Genomic DNA, 19526 nt, shown 5'->3' with positions numbered 1-19526 from the left:
GGCCAGGGGATGGGCGCTCGGGTCTCTGCTGGTTGAAGGCTGGCTCAGGGCTGGTCCAGAGTCCTTTCCAGGCCGTCGAGGATCAGGTCGAGACCGAGCTCGAAGTCCTCCACCCGGCCGGACCGCATGACGTGGCCGATCACCTCGGCGACGTACGGGTACTCGGCCACCGCGATCCCGCCGAGGACGTCGGCCGACACCTGCGGGGCCTCGTCCGCCCCGAACGGCAGGTTGAGCTGCTGGAGCGTGAACCCGAACAGGTGACTGTCGAGGGTGTGCCAGGCGTCGAGCGCGCCGGTGATCGAGAAGCCGCCCTCGCGCAACCGCCCGAGCGTCGCGTTCAGGTAGCGGGTCATCCCGGGGCCGATGTTGAAACGGGACATGATCAGCATCGCCGCCCAGGGATGCCGCAGCAGGGCCTCGTGCGCGGAGATCGACCTCCGCCGCATGGCGGTCTTCCAGTGCGTCCCGGCCGGCGGTACGTCGATGTCACCGAGGACCAGGTCGACGATGCCGTCGAGGATGTCGTCCTTGTTCCGGACGTGGTTGTAGAGCGACATCGCCTCGACGCCGAGGGCCTGACCGAGTTTCCGCATCGTCAGCGACGCGCTCCCGTCCCGGTCCGCGAGGGCGATCGCCGCCCGCAGGACCAGCTCCCTGTTCAGTGCGGCGCGGGGCATCGAGCTCCTCCTGGTGATTGGTCTGAATTCCACTCTGGACGTATTTATCTAATGCGCGTAGCTTACAAAGTAAGCATACAACGTAAGTACGCTTCGCAGCCGGTCGGAACCGGCGTGTCCACAGGGGGAAACACCATGCTGGCCATCACCCAGGAGAGTTACGGCTCGACCGAGGTTCTCGAGCTCCGCGACATCGACAAGCCCACGATCGGCGACGGCGACGTACTGATCCGGGTCCGTGCGGCCGGCGTGGACCGTGGCGTGTGGCACGTGATGGCCGGGTTGCCCTATCCGATCCGGCTCGCGGGGTACGGCGTCCGCGCGCCGAAGAACCCGGTGCTCGGTGCGGATGTCGCCGGCGTCGTCGAGGCGATCGGCAAGAACGTCACCAGATTCGCGGCCGGTGACGAGGTGTTCGGTATCGCGCAGGGCGCCTTCGCGCAGTACGCCCGAGCCAGCGAGGCCAAGCTCGCCAAGAAGCCGGTGAACCTCACCTTCGAACAGGCTGCGGTGATCCCGATCTCGGCGATGACGGCCCTGCAGGGTGTGCGCGACCACGGGCACGTCCAGTCCGGCGACAAGGTCCTGATCACCGGCGCGTCCGGTGGTGTCGGCAGCTACGCGGTTCAGCTGGCGAAGGTGTTCGGCGCGGAGGTCACCGCCGTGTGCAGCACCACCAAGCTCGACCTGGTCCGCTCCCTGGGCGCCGACCACATCGTCGACTACACCCAGGAGGACTTCACGGCGTCCGGCGACCGGTACGACGTCATCCTCGACATCGCCGGGAACACGCCTCTTGCGCGACTCCGCCGTACCCTGACGCCGAACGGGACGCTGGTCATCATGGGCGGCGAGACGGACGGAAAGTGGCTCGGCGGCAGCGACCGCCAGCTCCGCGCGATGGCGCTGTCCCCCTTCGTCAGCCAGAAACTCGGCACCTTCGTCAACTCCGAGAAGCACGAACTGCTCCTCGACCTCACCCCGCTCCTCGAGTCCGGCGACGTCACTCCGGCCATCGACCGCACCTACCCCCTCGAGGAAACCCCGAAGGCCATCCGCTACCTCCTCGACGGCCACGCCCGGGGCAAGCTCGCCATCACTATCTCCTAGCACACCTAGCACGCCACTGATTCCGCGTCTCGATGCTCCATCGAAGGAGAGTCATGTCCAGAAGGAAGATCGCGGTCACCGTCGGCATCCTGTTCGTCGTCCAGATGGTCACCGCCATGGTCGGCACCTCGTTGATCCAGGCGTTCGTGGACGGTGACACCGACCGCGCGCCACTGACTACCGGCGTCGTCCTGATGTTGTGTTCCGGCGTCGCCGTCGCGGGCATCGGGCTGCTGATGTACCCGGTCCTGAAGGACGTCAGTCGCAGACTTGCTTTCTGGTACCCGGTGCTCAGGGTCGTCGAGTTGGCCGTCTCGGCCGGGTGCGGGATCTACCTGTTGACGCAGCTGGAGGTGGTTTCCAACCACCTGCTCTGGGTCTACATCCCGACCGGTCTCGGCGGTCTTGTCCTTACCTACTTGCTGTTTGCCGGCCGGCTGGTACCTCGGCCCATCGCGGTCCTCGGCTTCGTCGGATATCTCTGGCTCACCGTAGGAGTGCCCCTCGACTTCCTCGGCGTTCTGGACCTGAACGCGGGGCCAGGGCTGGTACTGCTGGCGCCGGGTGGACTGTTCGAGTTCGTGGTCCTGCCGACCTGGTTGATCGCCAAGGGGTTCGCGTTGCCAGTTCCAGCGCTCGAGGCCGTCTCAGGGTGGAGGGGCCGTGGTGTGGCGGGTGACCAGGGTGGGGGAGAGCTTGACCTGGACCGACGGGCGGTTCCGGTCGGCGATTCGGTCCAGTAGGAGGCGTGCGGTTTCGGCGCCGATGTGGTGGCCGGCCTGGTCGACGCTGGTGAGTGAGACCGGGCCGAGCGCGGCGAACGTGGTGTTGTCGTAGCCGGCGACGGAGATGTCCTCCGGGACCGAGACACCGGCTTCCGTGAAGGCCTCGAGAACGCCCATGGCGACCACATCGGCCCCGGCGAACACGGCCGTGGGCCGTTCCGGGCGGGCGAGTAGCTGCCGCGCGCCGACGTACCCGCCTTCCTGGGTGTACGTCGTGGAGACGATGTCGATCTCGGCGCCCAGGCCGTGCGCTCGCATCGCCTGTTTGTACCCCTCGGCGCGGATCGCGTTGGGCATCTCCGCCAGCCGGTCGGGGTCGGTCTCGGCGTGCTCGATGTGGGCGATCCGGCGATGTCCAAGACCGACCAGGTGATCGACGACGAGGGCGGCCCCGGCCTGGTCGTCGTCCGACACGACGTCGTACCAGGAGGAGTGTCCGTGCCTGCCGACGACCACCGTCGGCACCGAGGTGGCGATGTGTTCGAGGTGCGAGCGCGGTGAGATCGGGGCGACCAGGACCATCGCGTCCATGCCGCGGTCGATCATCGCCTCGGTCACGCACGCCTCGGCGTGTTCGTCGTTGCAGCCGCCCGGCCCGAGCAGGACCTGGTACGGCGTGTCCCGGAGCGCGTCCGTCAATCCGTCGACGATGTCGGGGAAGAACGGGTTGCGGATGTCGGGGAGCATCACGCCGATGGTGTAGGTCTGGCCGCGCAGGCCCCGGGCCGCGGCGTTCGGCCGGTAGCCGAGCTCGGTGATCGCTTGCTGCACCTTCGCCCGCATGGCAGGGCTGGCTCCGTACGCGTTCCGCAGCACCTTCGAGACGGCGGTCGTGGAGACCTGGGCGTGCCGGGCGACGTCGACGATGGTGACCCGTCGTGGTGGCGTGGGCACCTCCATGCGTGGATCCTCCGGCGTTGGTTACAGATGGGGAACGTTACCCAGAGGATAGACGGTTGACCTGTTGACGTCGCGGACGACCCGCTCCTACAGTCTGGAGAACTTTTTGGGGAACGTTACCCATAATCGATGAAACGTTTCAGGAGAGCGAGTGGCTGTGACCTCCGCACCACGCAGGCTGAGCAACACTCCACCGTGGTGGTTCGCACTGCCGGCCATGGTTCTGTTCGCGTTCGTCGTCCTGATTCCGAGCGCGCGCGGTGTGTACTACGCCTTCACGAACTGGGACGGCCTCGACCCCGCCTACTCGTACATCGGCCTGGACAACTTCACCGCGATGTTCCGCGACCCGGACGCGCTGCAGGCGATCTGGCACACGTTGCTGATCGCCGTCGCGATCACGATCATCCAGAACGGCATCGGCCTCTTGTTGGCGTTAGGAGTGAACAGCGCGATCAAGTCCCGCAACGTGCTGCGGGTGTTCCTCTTCGCCCCCGCGGTAGTCACCCCGATCGTGACGGCGTACCTGTGGCGGAACCTGCTCGGTCCGGACGGCGCGGTGAACAGCCTGCTGGGTGCCGTCGGACTGACCGGCTGGCAGCAGGACTGGCTGGGCAACCCCGGTGTCGCCCTCTGGTCGATCGTCGGCGTGATCGTGTGGCAGTTCGCCGGCTACTCGATGGTCATCTTCCTCGCGGGCCTGCAGTCGATCCCGCAGGAGATCTACGAGGCCGCCGACATCGACGGCGCGGGTCAGGTACGGCGCTTCTGGTCGGTCGTCCGACCGCTGCTCGCGCCGGCGTTCACGATCAACCTGATGCTGTCGATCATCGGCGGGATCAAGCTCTTCGACCAGGTCTACGCCTTGACCGGCGGCGGTCCCGGCCACGCCACCGACACGTTGTCGACGTTGATCTACAAGGACGCCTTCACGCTCGGCGAGTTCGGCTACAGCATCGCGCTAGCGGTGGTGCTCACGATCATCGTCGCGGTCGCCTCCACCGGCCAGTACGTCGTCCTCGCGCGGAACGAGAGGGCAGCTTCGTGACCCGTTACCACCGCCGTACGTTCGGGCTCGAACTGGTCATGATCGCGGTCGCCCTGGTCGTCGGCTTCCCGTTGTACGTCTTGGTCAACCTCGCCGTACGGGTACCATCCGACACGTCCTCGCCGCTGCGGCCCACCACCTCACCCACCCTGAACAACTTCACCGAGGCGTGGCAGCGCGGCGCGCTCGGTGGCGCGCTGCTCAACAGCGTGCTGGTGACTGCCGCGAGCGTCGTCATCGTGCTGGCGGTGTCGTCATGCGCCGCCTATCCGCTGGCGCGCGCCACCGCACGGTGGTCACGCGGGATGTTCCTGCTGATCATGCTCGGCCTGGCCTTGCCGTTCCAGTTGGCCGCGTTGCCGCTGTACCAAACGATGCGCGACCTCGGCCTGCTCGGTACGCCGTGGGCGCTGGTCCTGTTCTACTCCGGACTCCAGGTGCCGTTCACCACCTTCCTGTACCTCGGCTTCCTGCGTGCGCTGCCGCGCGACTTCGAGGATGCCGCCCTGATCGACGGATGCACGCCGACGCAAGGTTTCCGGTACGTCGTGTTCCCGATGCTGAAGCCGATCACCGTCACCGCCCTGGTCCTCAACGCGGTCGCGGTGTGGAACGACTTCTTCACCCCGCTGCTGTACCTGAGCGGCAGCGGACAGCAAACCATGCCGGTCGCCATCGCCGGCTTCGTCGGTCAGTACGTGACCGACTGGAACCTGGTCTTCGCCGCACTGGCGATCAGCATCGTGCCGATCCTCGCCGTCTACTTCGCGCTGCAGCGCAGCATCATCAACGGCTTCGCGGGCGGACTCAAGGGATGACATCCACCAACCTTCGGGAGACATCATGAGGAGAACCAGAGCGGCCGCCCTGATCGCCGCGATCACCGCAGCCGGCCTGCTCGCCGCCTGCAGCGGTGGTACCAACGCCGGCAAGGCAAGCGGCGGCGGCAGCACGCAATCGAGCGTCCTGACGCTCGCCTCCGTGGACCAGGGCTCGATCGAAGACGTCGTGAAGGCGTTCGAGAAGGCCAACCCCGGTGTCGACGTACGGTTCACGACCAGCGGAGCCGATCAGTACCAGCAGCAGATCCGCACCCAGCTCGCCTCGGGCACCGCGCCCGACGTGATGACGGTGTGGCCGGGCAATGGCAACCCGGGCGCGACGTACGTCCTCGCCAAGGCGGGTTACCTGATGGACCTGTCCGACCAGCCCTGGGCGAGCAAGTTGCCTCCGGCAATGAAGAGTGTTGCGCAGTACGACGGGAAGACCTACACCGGCGTCTTCGGGCAGAACGGTATCGGCGCGGTGTACAACCAGGGAGCCATGCAGAAGGCCGGGTTGACCCCACCGGGCACGTGGACCGAGCTCCTCGGCTTCTGCAAGGCCGCGGCGAGCAAAGGCACACCGGCCTATGCGCTGGGTATCCAGGACAACTGGGTGACCCAGATCGTGCTGTACGCGCTCGCCGCGACCACCGTCTTCGGTCCGGACCGGGACTTCGACCAGAAGCTGCGCTCCGGCCAGGCCACCTTCGCGGACTCGCAGTGGACCCTTGCCATGAGCAAGTACCTGGAGATGCAGAAGGCCGGGTGCTTCCAGAAGAATCCGCTCGGTACCAGCTACGAAGCCAGCCAGACGCTGGCCGCCAGTGGCAAGACGCTGGGCATCATCCAGGGCAACTGGGTGATCGCGCTGCTCAAGGGGAAGAACCCGGCCGGCAAGTTCACCCTGACGGCGCTGCCGGCCACCGACAATCCGAGCGAGTTCGTGATGCCCGCCGCGGCGGGTGCCGGGTACGGTGTGAACGTCAAGGCGAAGAACAAGGAGCTCGCGCTGAAGTTCGTCAACTTCGTCATGTCGCCCGAGGGGATGAATTTGTTCGTCACCAAGCAGGGTGGGCTGCCGTCGCTTCCCGGCACCGGATTCTCTCCCGACCCGTCGCTGGCCGAGCTGTCGAAGTACATCAGCGAGAACAGGACGGTGCCGTTCATGGATCAGCTCTGGCCGAACCCGAAGGTGCAGCAGACGATGCTGAGCGGTCTGCAGGAGATCTTCAGCGGCCAGTCCACGCCGGACAAGGTGCTGAAGGCAATGGACGCCGACTACAAGGCCGGGTCGTGAGGCTGGCCGGCCGAGTCGCTCTCGGAGTCGCGGGGCTGTCGTTCGAGCCCCGCGACCGCTCCGCGGATCTCGCCACGATCCGCGCCGGCATCGCCGCCGGCACCACGATCCTCGACACGGCCCGCGCGTACACACGCGTCGACGAGCCGTGGTACGGCGAGGAGCTGGCGGCGGAAGCGGCCCGCGGTACGCATGTCCTGGTCGGGACGAAGGGTGGTCATTCGCGAACGAGCGCGACCACCTGGGACGCCGACCTCAGCGCGGACCGGATCCGGAGCGACGTCGAGACGAGCCTGCGGGTGTTCGGGCGCGAACAGCTCGATCTCTACTACCTCCACCGAGTCGACCTGGCCGAGCAGCCGGTGGAGGAGGGCGTGTCGGCGCTCGCCGCGCTGCGTGATGCGGGCAAGGTGACGCGGATCGGTCTGTCGAACGTCACCGTGAACGAACTCGACCGAGCGATCACGGTCGCACACATCGACGCAGTACAGAACCGGCACACCGCCATGGGACGGGAATCCGCGGACGTCCTCGCCTGGTGCGAAGCCCACGACGTGCCGTTCTTCGCCTACTCACCGCTGCGACACTCGGCCGCCGCCCCGCACCTGACGGCGGTGGCCGAGTCCCGAGGAGTCTCCCTCCAGCGCCTCCTCCTGCGAGCCCTCCTCGCGTCTTCTCCGGTCATGTCGGTCGTTTCGGGCGCGACGCGACCGGCAACGGTTCTCGACTCGCTGGCCGCCGAAACCGAGCCGTGGGACGACGACCTCGCGACGGCGTACTCCGCAGACCTGGCATAGCCCTACATGGGGTGCCGCAGGGTGATGGTGACCTGCTTTGTGCCGGTGGGTAGGTGGATGGTGCCGGCGGACTGGTTGATCGTTGCCTGTTTCACCGAGACGTTGGCGATGTTTCCCCTGAGGGCTGGTAGTTCGATGCTGTACGCGGTGGTGTTGCCGGTGAATTTGAGGGTGACGGTCTTGCCTGCGGTGGTGAGCGCGTAGCCGATGCGGCCGCCGTTGGTGACGGGGTAGCTGTCGAGGGCGATCTTCTGGTGGGTGCGGATCCATTCGTTCGGGACGCCGCGACCGATGATCACGGTGCCGTCGGACTTCTCCGCGATCAGGGAGTCGAACAGCACCTTGGTGGCGGTCGACTGACCCCACATGTGCTGGTTCGAGCCGCCGCCCCCGGCCGCGTGGTCGATGTTCCACGGTGACGTCGTACTCGGGTAGTCGACGCCCTCCCACCAGCCGAACGGTCCACTCATGCTCTTGCCGATCATGAACTGGTACGCCTTGATTCCGAGGTCGCGGTACCGCTCACCGCGCAGCGCCGCGCTGCCGTACCCGGCGTTGTAGGCGCTCGAGAAGTACCTGTGCGGGTACCCGCCGAAGTTGTAGATCGTGTCCGAGATCCCGGCCCGCCGCTCGAACCCGTGCGTGTAGGTGTCGTCGATCTTGTCGATCATCGTCCCGCTCTGCTCCGCGCCGAACAGGTAGCCGTCCCACGCCCAGCGGCCGAACAGGAACATCGAGGCCCAGTTCGCGTCCCGCGGGTCCTTGCGCGGACCGGTCTCGTTCGGCTCGACCATCGAGATCGGGATGTAGTCCAGGTGGTACGTGCGCATCGTCTGCTCGAGCTGCGCGGTGGCCACCCGCAACAGATCGTCGTACTGCGCCTTCGCCCACGCCGCCTCAGCGGTCTCGCCGAGCGCGGTGGCCAGGTAGCGGTACGTGGTGAGCCCGGTCAGCGCGGACCAGTCGTCGATCGTCCAGTACCCGTGCGAGTCGATCGCGTCGGTCTGCTTGATGATCCCCTTGCCGCCGTCGATGCGGTCGATCTCGATCGTGTGGGTGTTCTTCTTGATCGTCTCGAACCGGCTGCGGAGGAAGTCCTTGTCGCCGGTGCGCTGCAGGTAGAGCGCGTACGGCCAGCTGTACTTCCACTTCGCGTCGTCGTACTGCAGCTGGGCCGGCAGCGACGTCAGGTAGTCGCGGGCGTAGGTGAAGTCGCCGATGGTGAGGAGTGTCGACACGATCCCGATCGTGTCGTGGTCGAACATCTCGTCGTACCCGTTCTCACCGACGTGCAGTTCCTTTGTGCCGTTGAGGTCGTCCCGGATGATCAGCGTGTAGATGTACCCGGCCTTGTAGGCGTTGATGAGCCGCTTGTCCGGCAGATCGGTGATGTTCGCGATCGCGGACAGCCGGTTGTTCCAGTACTGCCGCATGTGCCGGTAGTGCTGGTCGAACCCGCCGAGTTGCTGCAGCTGTTCCGCGGTCGGCCAGTCGTAGGTTCCGTCGAACCGGTCCGCGGCCACTGCGTAGTCCCGTACGACGGTCTGCCCGGCGCCGACCGTTGTACCGCCGTCGTTCAGCGGCGTGAGCAGACCGGACACACGCGGGAGCCGGGCCTCGGACGTCGTGGTGTTGGTGACCGTCATCCGCGAGTACGCGATCTCGAACCGGTTGCCGCCGACAACGGCCAGGTCGGCGAAGTTCTCCACCCGCACCCGCAGGCCGTCCTTGGCGTACTCGCTGACGAACGCCGGCAGGTACCCCTCGGCGTTCGACCACGCGATCTTGCCCGGGATGTTCGGTACGCCGAACGTGATCATCGCGTCGCCCCGGCTGCGCAGCCGGTAACTCCCGTCGATGAAGGCGATCGGTGCGTTCTTGTCACCCTCCCACCCGAACGACGACGTCAGCCCGGGGTTGGTGACCGAGGTGTACTGCGCGTTCGCCGCCGACGACAACGCCTCGTCGAGCGCCGCCTTGACGAAGACGTACGCGAGCCGCAAGGCATCCCGCGGCGCTGAACCGTCCGCGAGCGTCGCCTTCGCCGCAGCGACCTCGTCGTCCAGCTGACGTTGCGCCGACTCGCTCGCGGCGTACACATCGGCCGCCGCGGCTTGGTCCAGCACGTTCTGCGTCAACTTCCGGTACCCGTCGACCGTCGTCTGCGCCAGTGCCACACCGGCGAGCGTCACGTTGCCGGAGGCATCCGTCTTGCGGGTCAGCTGCGCGCTGATCCGCGCCGAGTCACCGGCGGCAAGATGGAGCTCGAATGCCTTGGTGACCGACGGATCGCTGCTCACCAAGTCGGTGTTCACGGCAGACGGTGTCGACGAGCCGTTCAGGTACACGGAGATCGTCGCCGCGGCCCGCCAGACACCGGAGGTGAAGCGCAAGGTCCGCGGCTCCGCTGCCGGCGGGACCGTCAGGTCGTACCCGTACGGATCGGTGAGAGCCACCTTGGTGTTCGCGCCGTCGGCGAAGAAGATGCCGCCGTGGCGAGTTCCCGGCTCGGACGCGGTCGGGGTGCCGTTCGTCCACGAGTAGCTCACGGCGTTGTCGTTCTGCGAGCCGATCGCGCCGCCGGTCTGCCGGTTCGTCACCGCGAGCCGCGGCGTCGTGTCCGGTACGCCGGCCCGCCGGTTGATCGTCGCTCCGTCGAGGTGCATCCAGTCGTCGACGCCCTCGGCAGTCAGGTTCATCGAGACCGGTGCGGCGGTCGCGGAGAAGTTGGTCTCGAGTGTGGAGAGCGCCGCGGCTGACAAGGACAGGTTGCCGCCGGGTTGCAGCTTGCTCGCGAATCTGCCCGTTACGACGACGCCGGAACCCGGGCGGATCGTCACGGTGTAGCGCTTCACGGACGCCGTACCGCCTGCGTTGATCTGGGTGGTGTACGAGTTGCTGCCATCGCTCGCGGCGACGGTCACGGCACCGGTGGCCTGCCAGATCCCACCCACGAAGACCAGGCGCCGGGGCGAGGCCGCAGCCGGCACTGTGATCCGGTAGCCGGCGTCGTGCGCTGTGGTCGCGCCGACGGTCGTCGTGTCGTAGTTGAAGACGCCGCCCGTGGTGACGCCGGCCGACGCACCGTCCCACGTGAACGAGACAGGGCTGTCGTCGAGCGTCGTACGACCACCGGCAGGATTCAGGTCGTCGACCCCGAGGATCGATCGGTCAGCGGCCTTTCGATCGATCCCGGTCCCGATCAGGTGCACCCAGTCCAGGTCGCCGTACGACGTGAGGTCCATCGCGCCGGCGACTCCGCGACCGCTCGGGAGGTTCTCGACGTTCACGACGAACTGGCCGGCGGGCGTGGCGGCGGCCGGTGCGGCCGGTGCTGTCGGTGCCGAGATCAGTGCTGTCGCCACCAGAGCTACGGCCGAGAGCAGTGCAGTTCCGTGCCTCATCTTGGGTCCCTTCGGCCTGGCAGGCTGGAGTCGCGGACGATCAGTTCCGGTTCGAGCAGCAGGTGCTGCGGCGTGCGGGGATCGCCGGCCATCAGGTGGTCGACGGCCTGGATCAGTTGCCGTGCGACCTCGTCGATCGGTTGCCGCAAGGTCGTCAGTCCGGGACTGACCAGAGCGGCGGTCGGCGAGTCGTCGTACCCCGTGATAGCGACGTCGACGCCCGGCCGCAGGCCGCGCTCGTGCAGGGCGCGGAAGACGCCGAGCGCCAGCGTGTCCGAGGCGCAGACGAGTGCGGTGGCGGGGCGCGCGGCGTCGAGCATGCGGTGCGCGGCCTGCCGCCCGTTCTCGAGCGAGTCGGCGACGGCGGCTTGGAGATCGGTGTCGAGCTCGCGTTCGCGGCAGGCGTCCAGCCAGCCCTCGCGGCGGTCCTGACCGAGCTCGGACTCCGCGAGCCAGCCGATGTGGCCGATCCGGGTGTGACCTTGCGCGGCGACGTGAGCGGTCGCGGCGCGAGTACCGGCGCGGCCGTCGACGTCGACCCACGACACGTCTTCGTCGCCGTCCCAGGACCGGCCGAACGAGGCGAACGGCACGCCCCACGAACGGAGCGCCGCGACCCGGTCGTCGTTGCGGTGCGTCTCGGCGAGGACGAAGGCGTCGATGGAGGTCTTCTTCAACAGGTCCCGGTACGCCTTGATCTCGCCCGCCGGGCCGTCCTCGGCGTGACACAGGATCAGGTGGTAGCCGGCCTCGACCGCGGACGCGTTGAGCACGTAGAGGAAGTCGTCCATCAGCATCGACGCCTTGTCCGGCCGCGCCGGCCGCATCTTGAACGCGATCAGCGACGAGCTCCGGTTCCGCAGCGCGCGCGCCGAGAGGTTCGGCTCGTACCCCAGCTCCTCGACTGCGGCCAGAATCCGCTTCCGCGTCTCTGCCGCCACCCGATCCGGGTTGTTTAGCGCGTTCGACACCGACTGCGCCGACACTCCGGCCCGCCGCGCCACCTGCACCAAGGTCACGTGCCCGTGCGGCATCGGCCCCCGCCCACCCTGCTGCACCGGCTCAACCACGCCACGGCCTCCCTTGAGTAAGCTCGGTATTAACGTTAAAAACTCCAAACGCAGGCTATTGAGCCAAGCCAGTGCCCGTCAAGAGCGAGCACCGACCCAGAAGTTTTAACGCTAACCATCCACCGCGTGGCTGTGGGTCGGGCTACTTGAGGCCGGCCAGGCGGACACCGTTGACGATGAAGCGCTGGAAGATGAGGACGAGCAGGATCGTCGGCAGCGCCGCCAGTGTCGAACCGGCCATGAGCATGCCCCACTCGTTGCCGCGCGCCGACCGGAACGTCGCGAGGTACTGCATGATCTGGGTCAGGTCGGGGTTCGACACGACGAGCACCGGCCACACATAGGAGTTCCAGTACCCGAGGAACGACGCGATGCCGACGACGACGAAAGGCCCGAGCGACTGCGGCACGAAGATCTGCACGAAGATCTGCCAGCGGGTGGCGCCGTCGATGAGCGCGGCCTCCTCCACCGCGGCCGGCATGTTGAGGTAGAACTGCCGGAGGAAGAACATCTGCGCGCTCGCCGCGACGCCGGGGATGATCAGCACCGCCAGGGTGTCGAGCATGCCGAGCTTGCTCACCACCACGAACGACGTGAGCAGGATCGCCATCGCCGGGATGAACATCGGCGTGATGCAGACGATCCACCACAGCTGCTTGCCGGCGAAGTCGAGCCGGGCGAACGCGTACGCCGCCATCGAGTTCACCACCAGGCTCGCGACGGTGAAGATGACCGCGCCGGCGAACGTGATCGCCATCGCGCGCACGAACGGCGGGTCCGCCAGGATCAGGCGGTAGTTGTCGAACCGCCAGACGTCGGGGAAGAACTGGAACGGGCTGCGCAGTACCTCCTCCTGGCCCTTGAAGCCGGAGATCGCCATCCACGCGAGCGGGAAGAGCGCGGTCACGGCGATCAGGGCGACGAGCAGGTACGACAGGAGCCGGCGCGGGGCGTACCACGAGCGGTTCATCGGATTCCTTTCAGCGACGCCGGCTCAGGCGTCCGTCGACTTCTCGGAGCTGACCACCCGGAAGATGATGATCGAGATGGTGCCGATGACAACGAACAGCAGCAGCGCGGCCGTCAGCGAGTAGCTGGTCGCGTACGGCGTACCGTCGCGGAAGCTGTTGAAGATGTAGAGATTCGGGGTGTTCGTCGCGTTGACCGGACCTCCGTTCGTCATCACCAGCGGAAGCTGGAACTCCTGGATCGTCAGCGTCAGGCCGGAGACGAGCAGGAAGAGGATGACGTTCCGCAGCGACGGAACGGTGATGTAGCGGGTGCGCTGCCAGAAGTTGGCGCCGTCGAGGCGGGCCGACTCGAAGTAGCTGTCCGGGATGTCGAGGATGCCGGCCAGCATGATCAGCGTCGAGACGCCGAAGCCGAGCCAGACGGCGGGGATCGCCACCGCCGGCAGGGCGGTCCCGGCCGTGTTCAGCCAGGCGAGCGGGCCGGCGCCGAACAGCCCGATGAACCAGTTCGCGAAGCCCTCGTCCTGGTAGATGAAGACGAAGATGATCGCCGCGACGACGCTGGACACGACGGCCGGCACGTACACGGTGGTCTTCATGAAGGCCGCCAGCCGCTTCGACAACGTCGCGAGGAAGCTCGCGAGGAGCAGGGCGAGCACGAGGACCGTCGGGACGACCATCACAGCGAGCTTGAGACCGACCAGCAGCGAGCTGTAGAAGTCGGGGTCGGTGAGCACGTACTGGTAGAAGTCGAACCCTACGAACTCGGCGTCCTTGTAGAAGCTCATCTTGAAGAAGCTGAGGTAGCAGGCGTAGACGAGCGGCCAGATGACGAAGATCCCGAGCAGCACGACCATCGGCGTGATCATCAGGTACGCCGTCAAGTGCGCCCGCAAATGCCGCGGGACCCGCTCGGTCACCTTCCCGCGGCGCCGGCGCCGGGGCGACGTACCGCCCGGGTCGGTCACGGCGGTGGCCTGGGCCGTCGGCTGGGTCGAGGTGTCGATCATGGACATGCTGTTCTCCGGGTCCTGCCTCGTCGTGGTCCTGCGTCAGCTCTTCGGCGCGGTGCCTTTCAGGCGCTGCTGCTTGATGACGCGGTCGATCGCGTCGCTCGCCTTCTGGGTCGCTCCCGGGATGTCGGACTTGCCCTTCATCACGGATTCGATCGCCGTCCCGAAGGCGAGCGAGATGTCGAACGGGTACGCCGGCTCGGCCTTCCCGGTCGCGACGACCTTCTCACTGATGATCTTCATGAACGGGTCGGACGTGGCGGCCGGGTCGTTGGCGAGGGCCTGGTCGACGGAGGTCCGGACGGTGTACTTCGAGAAGCCGCTCTGCCGGAAGAAGTCGGCCATGACGGCCGGGTCGCCGGCGAGCAGGTACTCGATGAACTTCGCCGCCGCCTCCTTGTGCTTCGACTTGGCGTCGACGGTGAGCGTCCAGCCGCCGAGCGTGGCGGTCGGCTTGCTGGGATCGCCGTCGACCGACGGGAACGGCGCGACCGCGGTGTTCTTGATCATCGCCGGGAAGCTCTGCTTGAGCTGGCCGACCGCCCACGAGCCGTCTGCCATCATCGCGACCTGGCCCTGGCCGTACGGCGACGCGTCGGCGTACCCGACCTTCGGCTGCTGCGGCATCCAGCCCTTCTGGAACAGGGTCTGGTAGAGCTCGAAGAGCTTCGTGTAGCACGGGTCCTTGGCGTTCGCGGCGGACCAGTCGTCGTTGATCGGCAGGTGGCCGCACGCGTTGTACTGCAGGCCCCAGCTCGACCAGCCGAGGTCGGGCGCGGCGGAGGCGATCGTCATGCCCTTGACCTTGCCCTTGGTCAGCTTCTCGGCCCACGTGAGCAGCTCGTCCCAGGTCTTGGGCGGTGCGGCCGGGTCGAGACCGGCGGCCTTGACCAGGTCGGTGCGGTAGTAGAGCACGGTCGACGGCTCGACGAGCATCGGGTAGGCGTAGTGCTTGCCGCCGACCTGGACGAACCCGGAGACGTTGGACTTGAGGTCGCTCCACGCCTTCTCCGGCAGCAACTTGTCGAGCTCGGCGAACTGGCCGTTCGCGACACCGGCCGGGATGCCGCCGTAGTTCGTCGTCGCGACATCGGGCTGGGTGCCGGCGGCCTGCGCGGCCTTCAGCTTCTGCTGCCAGGTGTCGCCCGGGACGACCTGGTACTTCACCTTCACGTCGGACTGCGACGCGTTGAACTTGTCGACGTACGTCTTGAACCACTTCTGCTGGTACGGCTCGAACTGCGACTGCCAGAAGGTGACCTCGGCCGGCCCGCCGCCCTTGCCGCTCGAGCTCGCGCTGCCGGAGTCCGAGTTGCAGCCGGCGAGGACGAGCGACGTGGCCGCTGCTGTTGCTGCGACGAGGATCCTCAGTCTCCGAAGACGCATGTCCGTGCTCCTTGGTTCTGCGATGGATGGTGCTTGGTGCATCGAGCCGAGGTCCTGGCCGACGACTCGGCCACAGCTGGGTTCACAAGGCTGCACACCCGACGGAGTGTCGCAGAAATCGATTTCCCAGACAATGTCCCGATCATAACGACTTCCCTGATCACGCTCCGCGTTCCACTCGGTCCGCTCGGTACTCGTCCTACTGCGTGGAGCCGGCGTCAGGAGCTGGTCTCGACCTGGAGCGCTGGCAGCAGGCGGTCGAGCCAGCGGGGGAGCCACCAGTTGAGGTGGCCGAGGAGCTCCATCGAGGCGGGGACCAGGACGAGGCGGATGACGGTCGCGTCCACGAAGACGGCGATCGCGAGGCCGAAGCCGAGTTGTTTGACGCCGAGGTCGGCGCCGAGCATCACGGAGAGGAAGACGGTGATCATGATCGCGGCGCCGGCGGTGATCAGCCGGGCAGTGCGGGTCAGACCATCCTGTACGGCGTACCGGGTGTTGCCGTGGGCACCGTACGACTCGCGGATCCGGGAGATGAGGAACACCTCGTAATCCATCGAGATCCCGAACAGCACCGGGAACATGATCAGCGGCACCCACGCGGTGACCGGCATCGTCGCCGGGAAGCCGAGGGCCCGGTGCAGCCAGCCCCACTGGAGTACGGCGACCAGCACACCGAAGGCGGCGCCGATCGAGAGCAGGTTCATCAGTCCCGCTTTCACCGCGAGCGTGATCGACCGAAAGACGACGATCAGGAGGAGAAGCGACAGACCAACAACGACCACGATGATCAGTGGCAGCCGATGCGCGGTGAGGCTCGCAAAGTCGACCGACGCAGCAACCGAGCCGCCCACGAGGACCTCCGGCTCGGCTGCACGTAGCCGGTGTACGAGCTCTGTCGTCGCCGGATCCTGGGTGCCGGTCGTGGGCTGAACAGCGAGTACGGCGATCGCGCCGTCCGGGCTGACCTGCGGACGGCTCACCGAAGCGACTCCCGGCAGGTGGACAAGGTGAGCAGCGATCGATCCGGGATCGGTCGTCGCGAGTGGCATGGTCACGATCAGCGGCGCGTCGGCTCCGGGCCCGAAGCCGTCGGCGAGGATCTTGTGCGTGGCATATCCGCTCGTGTCACGAGGTTGAGTGCTCCCGTCCGGAAGGCCGAAGCGCAGGCTGAGCACGGGGGCGGTCAGCAGCAGGAGTACGGCGGCCGAGGCGATCGTGGCCACGACGGGACGACGGGCGATCACGTCGGCCCAGCGTGCTGACCACGGCCGTTTCGACGGCTGCCGCCGTACCGTGAGCCGGCGTTTGGTGAAGCCGAGGAGCGCCGGGAGCAGGGTGAGCGAAGCGGCCATCGTCATCGCGACGGTCAGCGCGGAGCCGAGACCGACGCCGCGGAGGAAGTCGAGACCGAGCAGCAGCAACCCGGACAACGCGATGACGACCGTGACGCCGGCGAACAACACGTTGCGTCCGGCGGTGTCCGCGGCAACGGCCACCGCCTCCTCCGCCGGTACGCCGGTGGTGAGCGCGTCCCGGAACCGGGTGACGATGATCAGCGCGTAGTCGATCCCGACGCCGAGCCCGATCATGGTGGCGAGGATCGGAGCGAAGCTGGGGGCAGGGGAGAGGTTCTGCAGCAGCGACAGCCCGGACAGGCCAACCGCGATGCCGAACAGTGCTGTGACGATCGGCAGCCCCATCGCGAGTGCCGAACCGAAGGCAATCAGCAGTACGACGGCGGCCGCGACCAGCCCGACCGCGTCGGCCGGACCTCCACCCGGCGTCTCGGCCGCGTCGACTGCCTTGCCGCCCAGCGCGAACTGCAACCCGTCGCTCGACGGAAGCGATGCGATCAGAGACTTGACGCTTGCCGCCGGCATCTTGTCGGACGGTACGTCGAGCGTCGCCGTGGCGTACGCGGTGTGACCGTCCGCGGAGATCTGCCGCGGGTTGTCGTAGGGACCGACGACCGAAGCGATGTGATCTGTGGCCTTCAGCCGATCGATCGCCTGGCGCACATTCGATCGGATGACCGGATCGGTGATCGATCGATCGGCGTGTACTGCAAGGGTGAGGGAGTCGGACGCGAGCGCCGGCAGGTGCTGCTTGAGCTGTGCCAGCGCTTGAGCGGACTGGGACGAGCCGGTGCCGAGCTCGGTGGCCGGCCGGCCGCCGTACTGCTTGGCGAGTCCGATCGACGTGATGGTCAGCACGACCCAGCACAGCAGGACGATGAGTCGGTGGCGGTAGCAGAAGGTTGCGAGTCGAGTCATACCAGGATGGTCGGGACAACGAGCTGCCCGATCGTCCGCCTGGCGTAGACAGTCGGTTCGGTCAGCTACTGCGGCGGCGTACTGCCGGAGGAGTAGCTGCCCGGGGAGGAGCCGCCGGGTACGACCAGGCCGCTCTCGTACCCGAAGACCACCAGCTGCGCTCGGTCACGAGCGCCGACCTTCGCCATGGCCCGAGAGACGTGCGTCTTCGCGGTGAGCGGGCTGACGACCAGACGACGCGCGATGGCGTCGTTGGAGAGGCCGGCCGCGACGAGCTGGACAACCTCGCGCTCGCGCTGGGTCAGCAGGGACAGCTCCGGAGTCTCGACTCGCTTCGGAGGACCGGATTCGGTCGCGGTGAAGCGCTCGATCACTGCACGCGTCACGCGCGGTGAGAGCAACGACTCCCCGCCGGCCACGGTGCGGATGGCCTGCAACAGTTCCTCGGGCTCGGCATCCTTGACCAGGAAGCCGCTGGCGCCGGCCCGCAGGGCGGCGAACACGTCGTCCTCATCGGTGAACGTGGTCAGGACGAGAATCCGGACCTGGCTGAGCCGCGCATCGTCGGTGATCCGTCGAGTCGCGGTCACTCCGTCCACCTCGGGCATCCGCAGATCCATCAGCACGAGGTCCGGCAGGAGAGCTCGGGTGCTGGCGACCGCTTCACCACCGTTCGAGGCTTCGCCGACCACCGAGATGTCCTCGGCGTTGTCGAGCAGGCCGCGGAAACCAGCTCGTACCAAGGCTTGGTCGTCCACCAACAGGACCCGGATCATTCGTCACCTCCCAGCGGAAGCGTCGCATGGATCCGGAAGCCGCCGCCCGCCGCAGCGCCGCTCTGCAGGCGACCACCTAGCGCGGCGGTGCGCTCGGCCATTCCCTTCAGCCCGTGGCCGCCGGTATGTCCGTCGGCCGGTCCGGTGCCGTCGTCGGTCACTTCGACCTCGAGATTGTCCTGTGAGCGCCGCAGCTGCACCTGTGCTCGCGCCGACGGGCCAGCATGCCGGAGGACATTCGTCAGCGCCTCTTGAACGATCCGGTACGCCGCATGGTCGACCGGCGCCGGCAGCGCAGCGGTCACGTCAGCGGTCAGGTCGTTGGTCAGGTCGACCTCGAGGCCGGCGGAAGCGACCGCGGTCAGCAACGCGGGCAGGCGGCCGAGTCCGGCGTTGTGTTCCGGAGTCACGGCCGGTTCGCCCGGTGATCGAAGTACGCCGAGCGTCGTTCGCATCTCGCCGAGTGCTTCCTTGCCGGTCTGGCGGATCGCGGTCAACGCCTCGCGGGCCTTGTCCGGTTGCTGGTCGAGCATGAACAGCGCCGTACCGGACTGCACGGTGATGGTGGAGAGCGCGTGCGCGACCGTGTCGTGCAGCTCTCGGGCAATCCGCAACCGTTCCGCCGCCACGCGTCGCTCAGACTCGCGCTCCTGCTCGGCGGCCACGGCGCGCAGCCGCTCCTGCGATTCGGCGGCGTACGCCTGCCTGCTGCGGACGAGTGCACCCAGCAGCAGGGCGACGGCGACCAACGCGAACTGCGGCAGGAACACATCGACCGCATCGAGCGGAGCGGTTCCCTTGCGCAAGGCAACGATCACGCCGGTTCCCAGCAGCAGCAAAGGTACCGGCAAGGCGCGCCAAGCGCGGCCGGCGTACGCCGCGTCGTACAGGGGGACTGCCAGCACGACCGCGGGCGGGAAGCCGGGGTAGCCGATGGCGTAGTACACCAGCAGGGCCAGGCCTACGAGGTACACCTCCAGCAGCGGAGCGCGGCGGCGCAGAAGGACCGGCAGTGCCATCGCGGCGCCTAGGGCGTAGGCGAGCCAGCTCCTGCTGATCGACCCAGGCTCACGGCTTGCGACGATCGCGAGCTCGGCCGCGACCAAGACGACCGCGGACAGACCGGCGTCGGTCAGCCGGGAGCCTGGTCGTTCCTGCGCGGGCACTTTCCCACGATAAGCGACCATGG

16 protein-coding genes are annotated in these 19526 nt (G+C 67.3%); 6 read left to right on the top strand and 10 right to left on the bottom strand.

Features of this window, described 5'->3' with window-relative positions; all coding sequences use genetic code 11:
- Positions 1-44: 44 nt before the first annotated feature.
- Entirely contained in the window at positions 45-680 is a 636-nt protein-coding gene (locus AB0E69_RS10915; RefSeq protein WP_360142639.1) for a TetR/AcrR family transcriptional regulator C-terminal domain-containing protein, read from the bottom strand.
- A 135-nt stretch (positions 681-815) separates the two neighbouring features.
- On the opposite strand from AB0E69_RS10915, the gene AB0E69_RS10910 reads away from it, so the two are divergent.
- Together AB0E69_RS10910 and AB0E69_RS10905 are read left to right on the top strand one after the other, a co-directional pair.
- Positions 816-1790: an NAD(P)-dependent alcohol dehydrogenase gene (locus tag AB0E69_RS10910; RefSeq protein ID WP_360142637.1), complete on the top strand. Its 975-nt coding sequence runs from the start codon at positions 816-818 to the stop codon at positions 1788-1790.
- Between the two features lie 53 nt (positions 1791-1843).
- On the top strand, positions 1844-2533 hold the full coding sequence (locus AB0E69_RS10905; protein ID WP_360142635.1) for a DUF4386 domain-containing protein: 690 nt from the start codon (positions 1844-1846) through the stop codon (positions 2531-2533).
- Here AB0E69_RS10905 and AB0E69_RS10900 read toward each other — a convergent pair.
- Entirely contained in the window at positions 2438-3475 is a 1038-nt protein-coding gene (locus tag AB0E69_RS10900) for a LacI family DNA-binding transcriptional regulator (RefSeq protein WP_360142633.1), read from the bottom strand. The genes AB0E69_RS10905 and AB0E69_RS10900 overlap by 96 nt on opposite strands.
- Before the next feature lie 151 nt (positions 3476-3626).
- On the opposite strand from AB0E69_RS10900, the gene AB0E69_RS10895 reads away from it, so the two are divergent.
- Genes AB0E69_RS10895 through AB0E69_RS10880 form a run of 4 tightly spaced genes read left to right on the top strand, consistent with a single transcriptional unit; the run spans position 3627 to position 7441 of the window.
- Positions 3627-4523, top strand: coding sequence for a sugar ABC transporter permease (locus tag AB0E69_RS10895; RefSeq protein WP_360142631.1), 897 nt, complete (start codon positions 3627-3629; stop codon positions 4521-4523).
- Positions 4520-5341, top strand: a complete 822-nt coding sequence (locus AB0E69_RS10890; RefSeq protein WP_360142629.1) for a carbohydrate ABC transporter permease — start codon at positions 4520-4522, stop codon at positions 5339-5341. Before AB0E69_RS10895 ends, AB0E69_RS10890 begins: the two co-directional genes overlap by 4 nt.
- Before the next feature lie 25 nt (positions 5342-5366).
- Complete coding sequence (locus AB0E69_RS10885) at positions 5367-6644, top strand: extracellular solute-binding protein (protein WP_360142627.1); 1278 nt, start codon at positions 5367-5369, stop codon at positions 6642-6644.
- The gene (locus tag AB0E69_RS10880; protein ID WP_360142625.1) at positions 6641-7441 is read left to right on the top strand and encodes an aldo/keto reductase; all 801 of its coding nucleotides are present in this window, start codon (positions 6641-6643) and stop codon (positions 7439-7441) included. The genes AB0E69_RS10885 and AB0E69_RS10880 overlap by 4 nt, the downstream gene beginning before the upstream one ends.
- A 2-nt stretch (positions 7442-7443) precedes the next feature.
- Here the strand turns inward: AB0E69_RS10880 and AB0E69_RS10875 are convergent, their stop codons facing one another.
- From AB0E69_RS10875 to AB0E69_RS10840, 8 genes are all read right to left on the bottom strand, one after another.
- Positions 7444-10845, bottom strand: a complete 3402-nt coding sequence (locus AB0E69_RS10875; RefSeq protein WP_360142623.1) for a sugar-binding protein — start codon at positions 10843-10845, stop codon at positions 7444-7446.
- On the bottom strand, positions 10842-11915 hold the full coding sequence (locus AB0E69_RS10870; RefSeq protein WP_360142622.1) for a LacI family DNA-binding transcriptional regulator: 1074 nt from the start codon (positions 11913-11915) through the stop codon (positions 10842-10844). The genes AB0E69_RS10875 and AB0E69_RS10870 overlap by 4 nt, the downstream gene beginning before the upstream one ends.
- Positions 11916-12057: 142 nt before the next feature.
- A complete protein-coding gene (locus AB0E69_RS10865) occupies positions 12058-12885 on the bottom strand; it encodes a carbohydrate ABC transporter permease (RefSeq protein WP_360142620.1) in 828 nt (275 codons plus the stop codon).
- A gap of 24 nt (positions 12886-12909) precedes the next feature.
- Positions 12910-13902, bottom strand: a complete 993-nt coding sequence (locus AB0E69_RS10860) for a sugar ABC transporter permease (protein ID WP_360142618.1) — start codon at positions 13900-13902, stop codon at positions 12910-12912.
- Positions 13903-13938: 36 nt separating this feature from the next.
- Positions 13939-15285 carry an extracellular solute-binding protein gene (locus tag AB0E69_RS10855; protein ID WP_360142616.1) on the bottom strand — a complete coding sequence of 449 codons (1347 nt, stop codon included), beginning with the start codon at positions 15283-15285 and terminating at the stop codon, positions 13939-13941.
- 218 nt (positions 15286-15503) lie between these two features.
- Positions 15504-17561 (bottom strand): MMPL family transporter, encoded by a 2058-nt coding sequence (locus AB0E69_RS10850; RefSeq protein ID WP_360142614.1) that lies wholly within the window; start codon positions 17559-17561, stop codon positions 15504-15506.
- A 65-nt stretch (positions 17562-17626) separates the two neighbouring features.
- The gene (locus tag AB0E69_RS10845; protein ID WP_360142612.1) at positions 17627-18337 is read right to left on the bottom strand and encodes a response regulator transcription factor; all 711 of its coding nucleotides are present in this window, start codon (positions 18335-18337) and stop codon (positions 17627-17629) included.
- Entirely contained in the window at positions 18334-19524 is a 1191-nt protein-coding gene (locus tag AB0E69_RS10840) for a sensor histidine kinase (RefSeq protein ID WP_360142610.1), read from the bottom strand. Before AB0E69_RS10840 ends, AB0E69_RS10845 begins: the two co-directional genes overlap by 4 nt.
- Positions 19525-19526 lie beyond the last annotated feature (2 nt).

The organism is Kribbella sp. NPDC026611 (assembly GCF_040638345.1).
In the GTDB taxonomy this organism is placed as follows: Bacteria; Actinomycetota; Actinomycetes; order Propionibacteriales; family Kribbellaceae; genus Kribbella.
The sequence above is the reverse complement of the archived record's forward strand: the minus strand, read 5'-3'. Positions and strand labels throughout refer to the sequence as shown.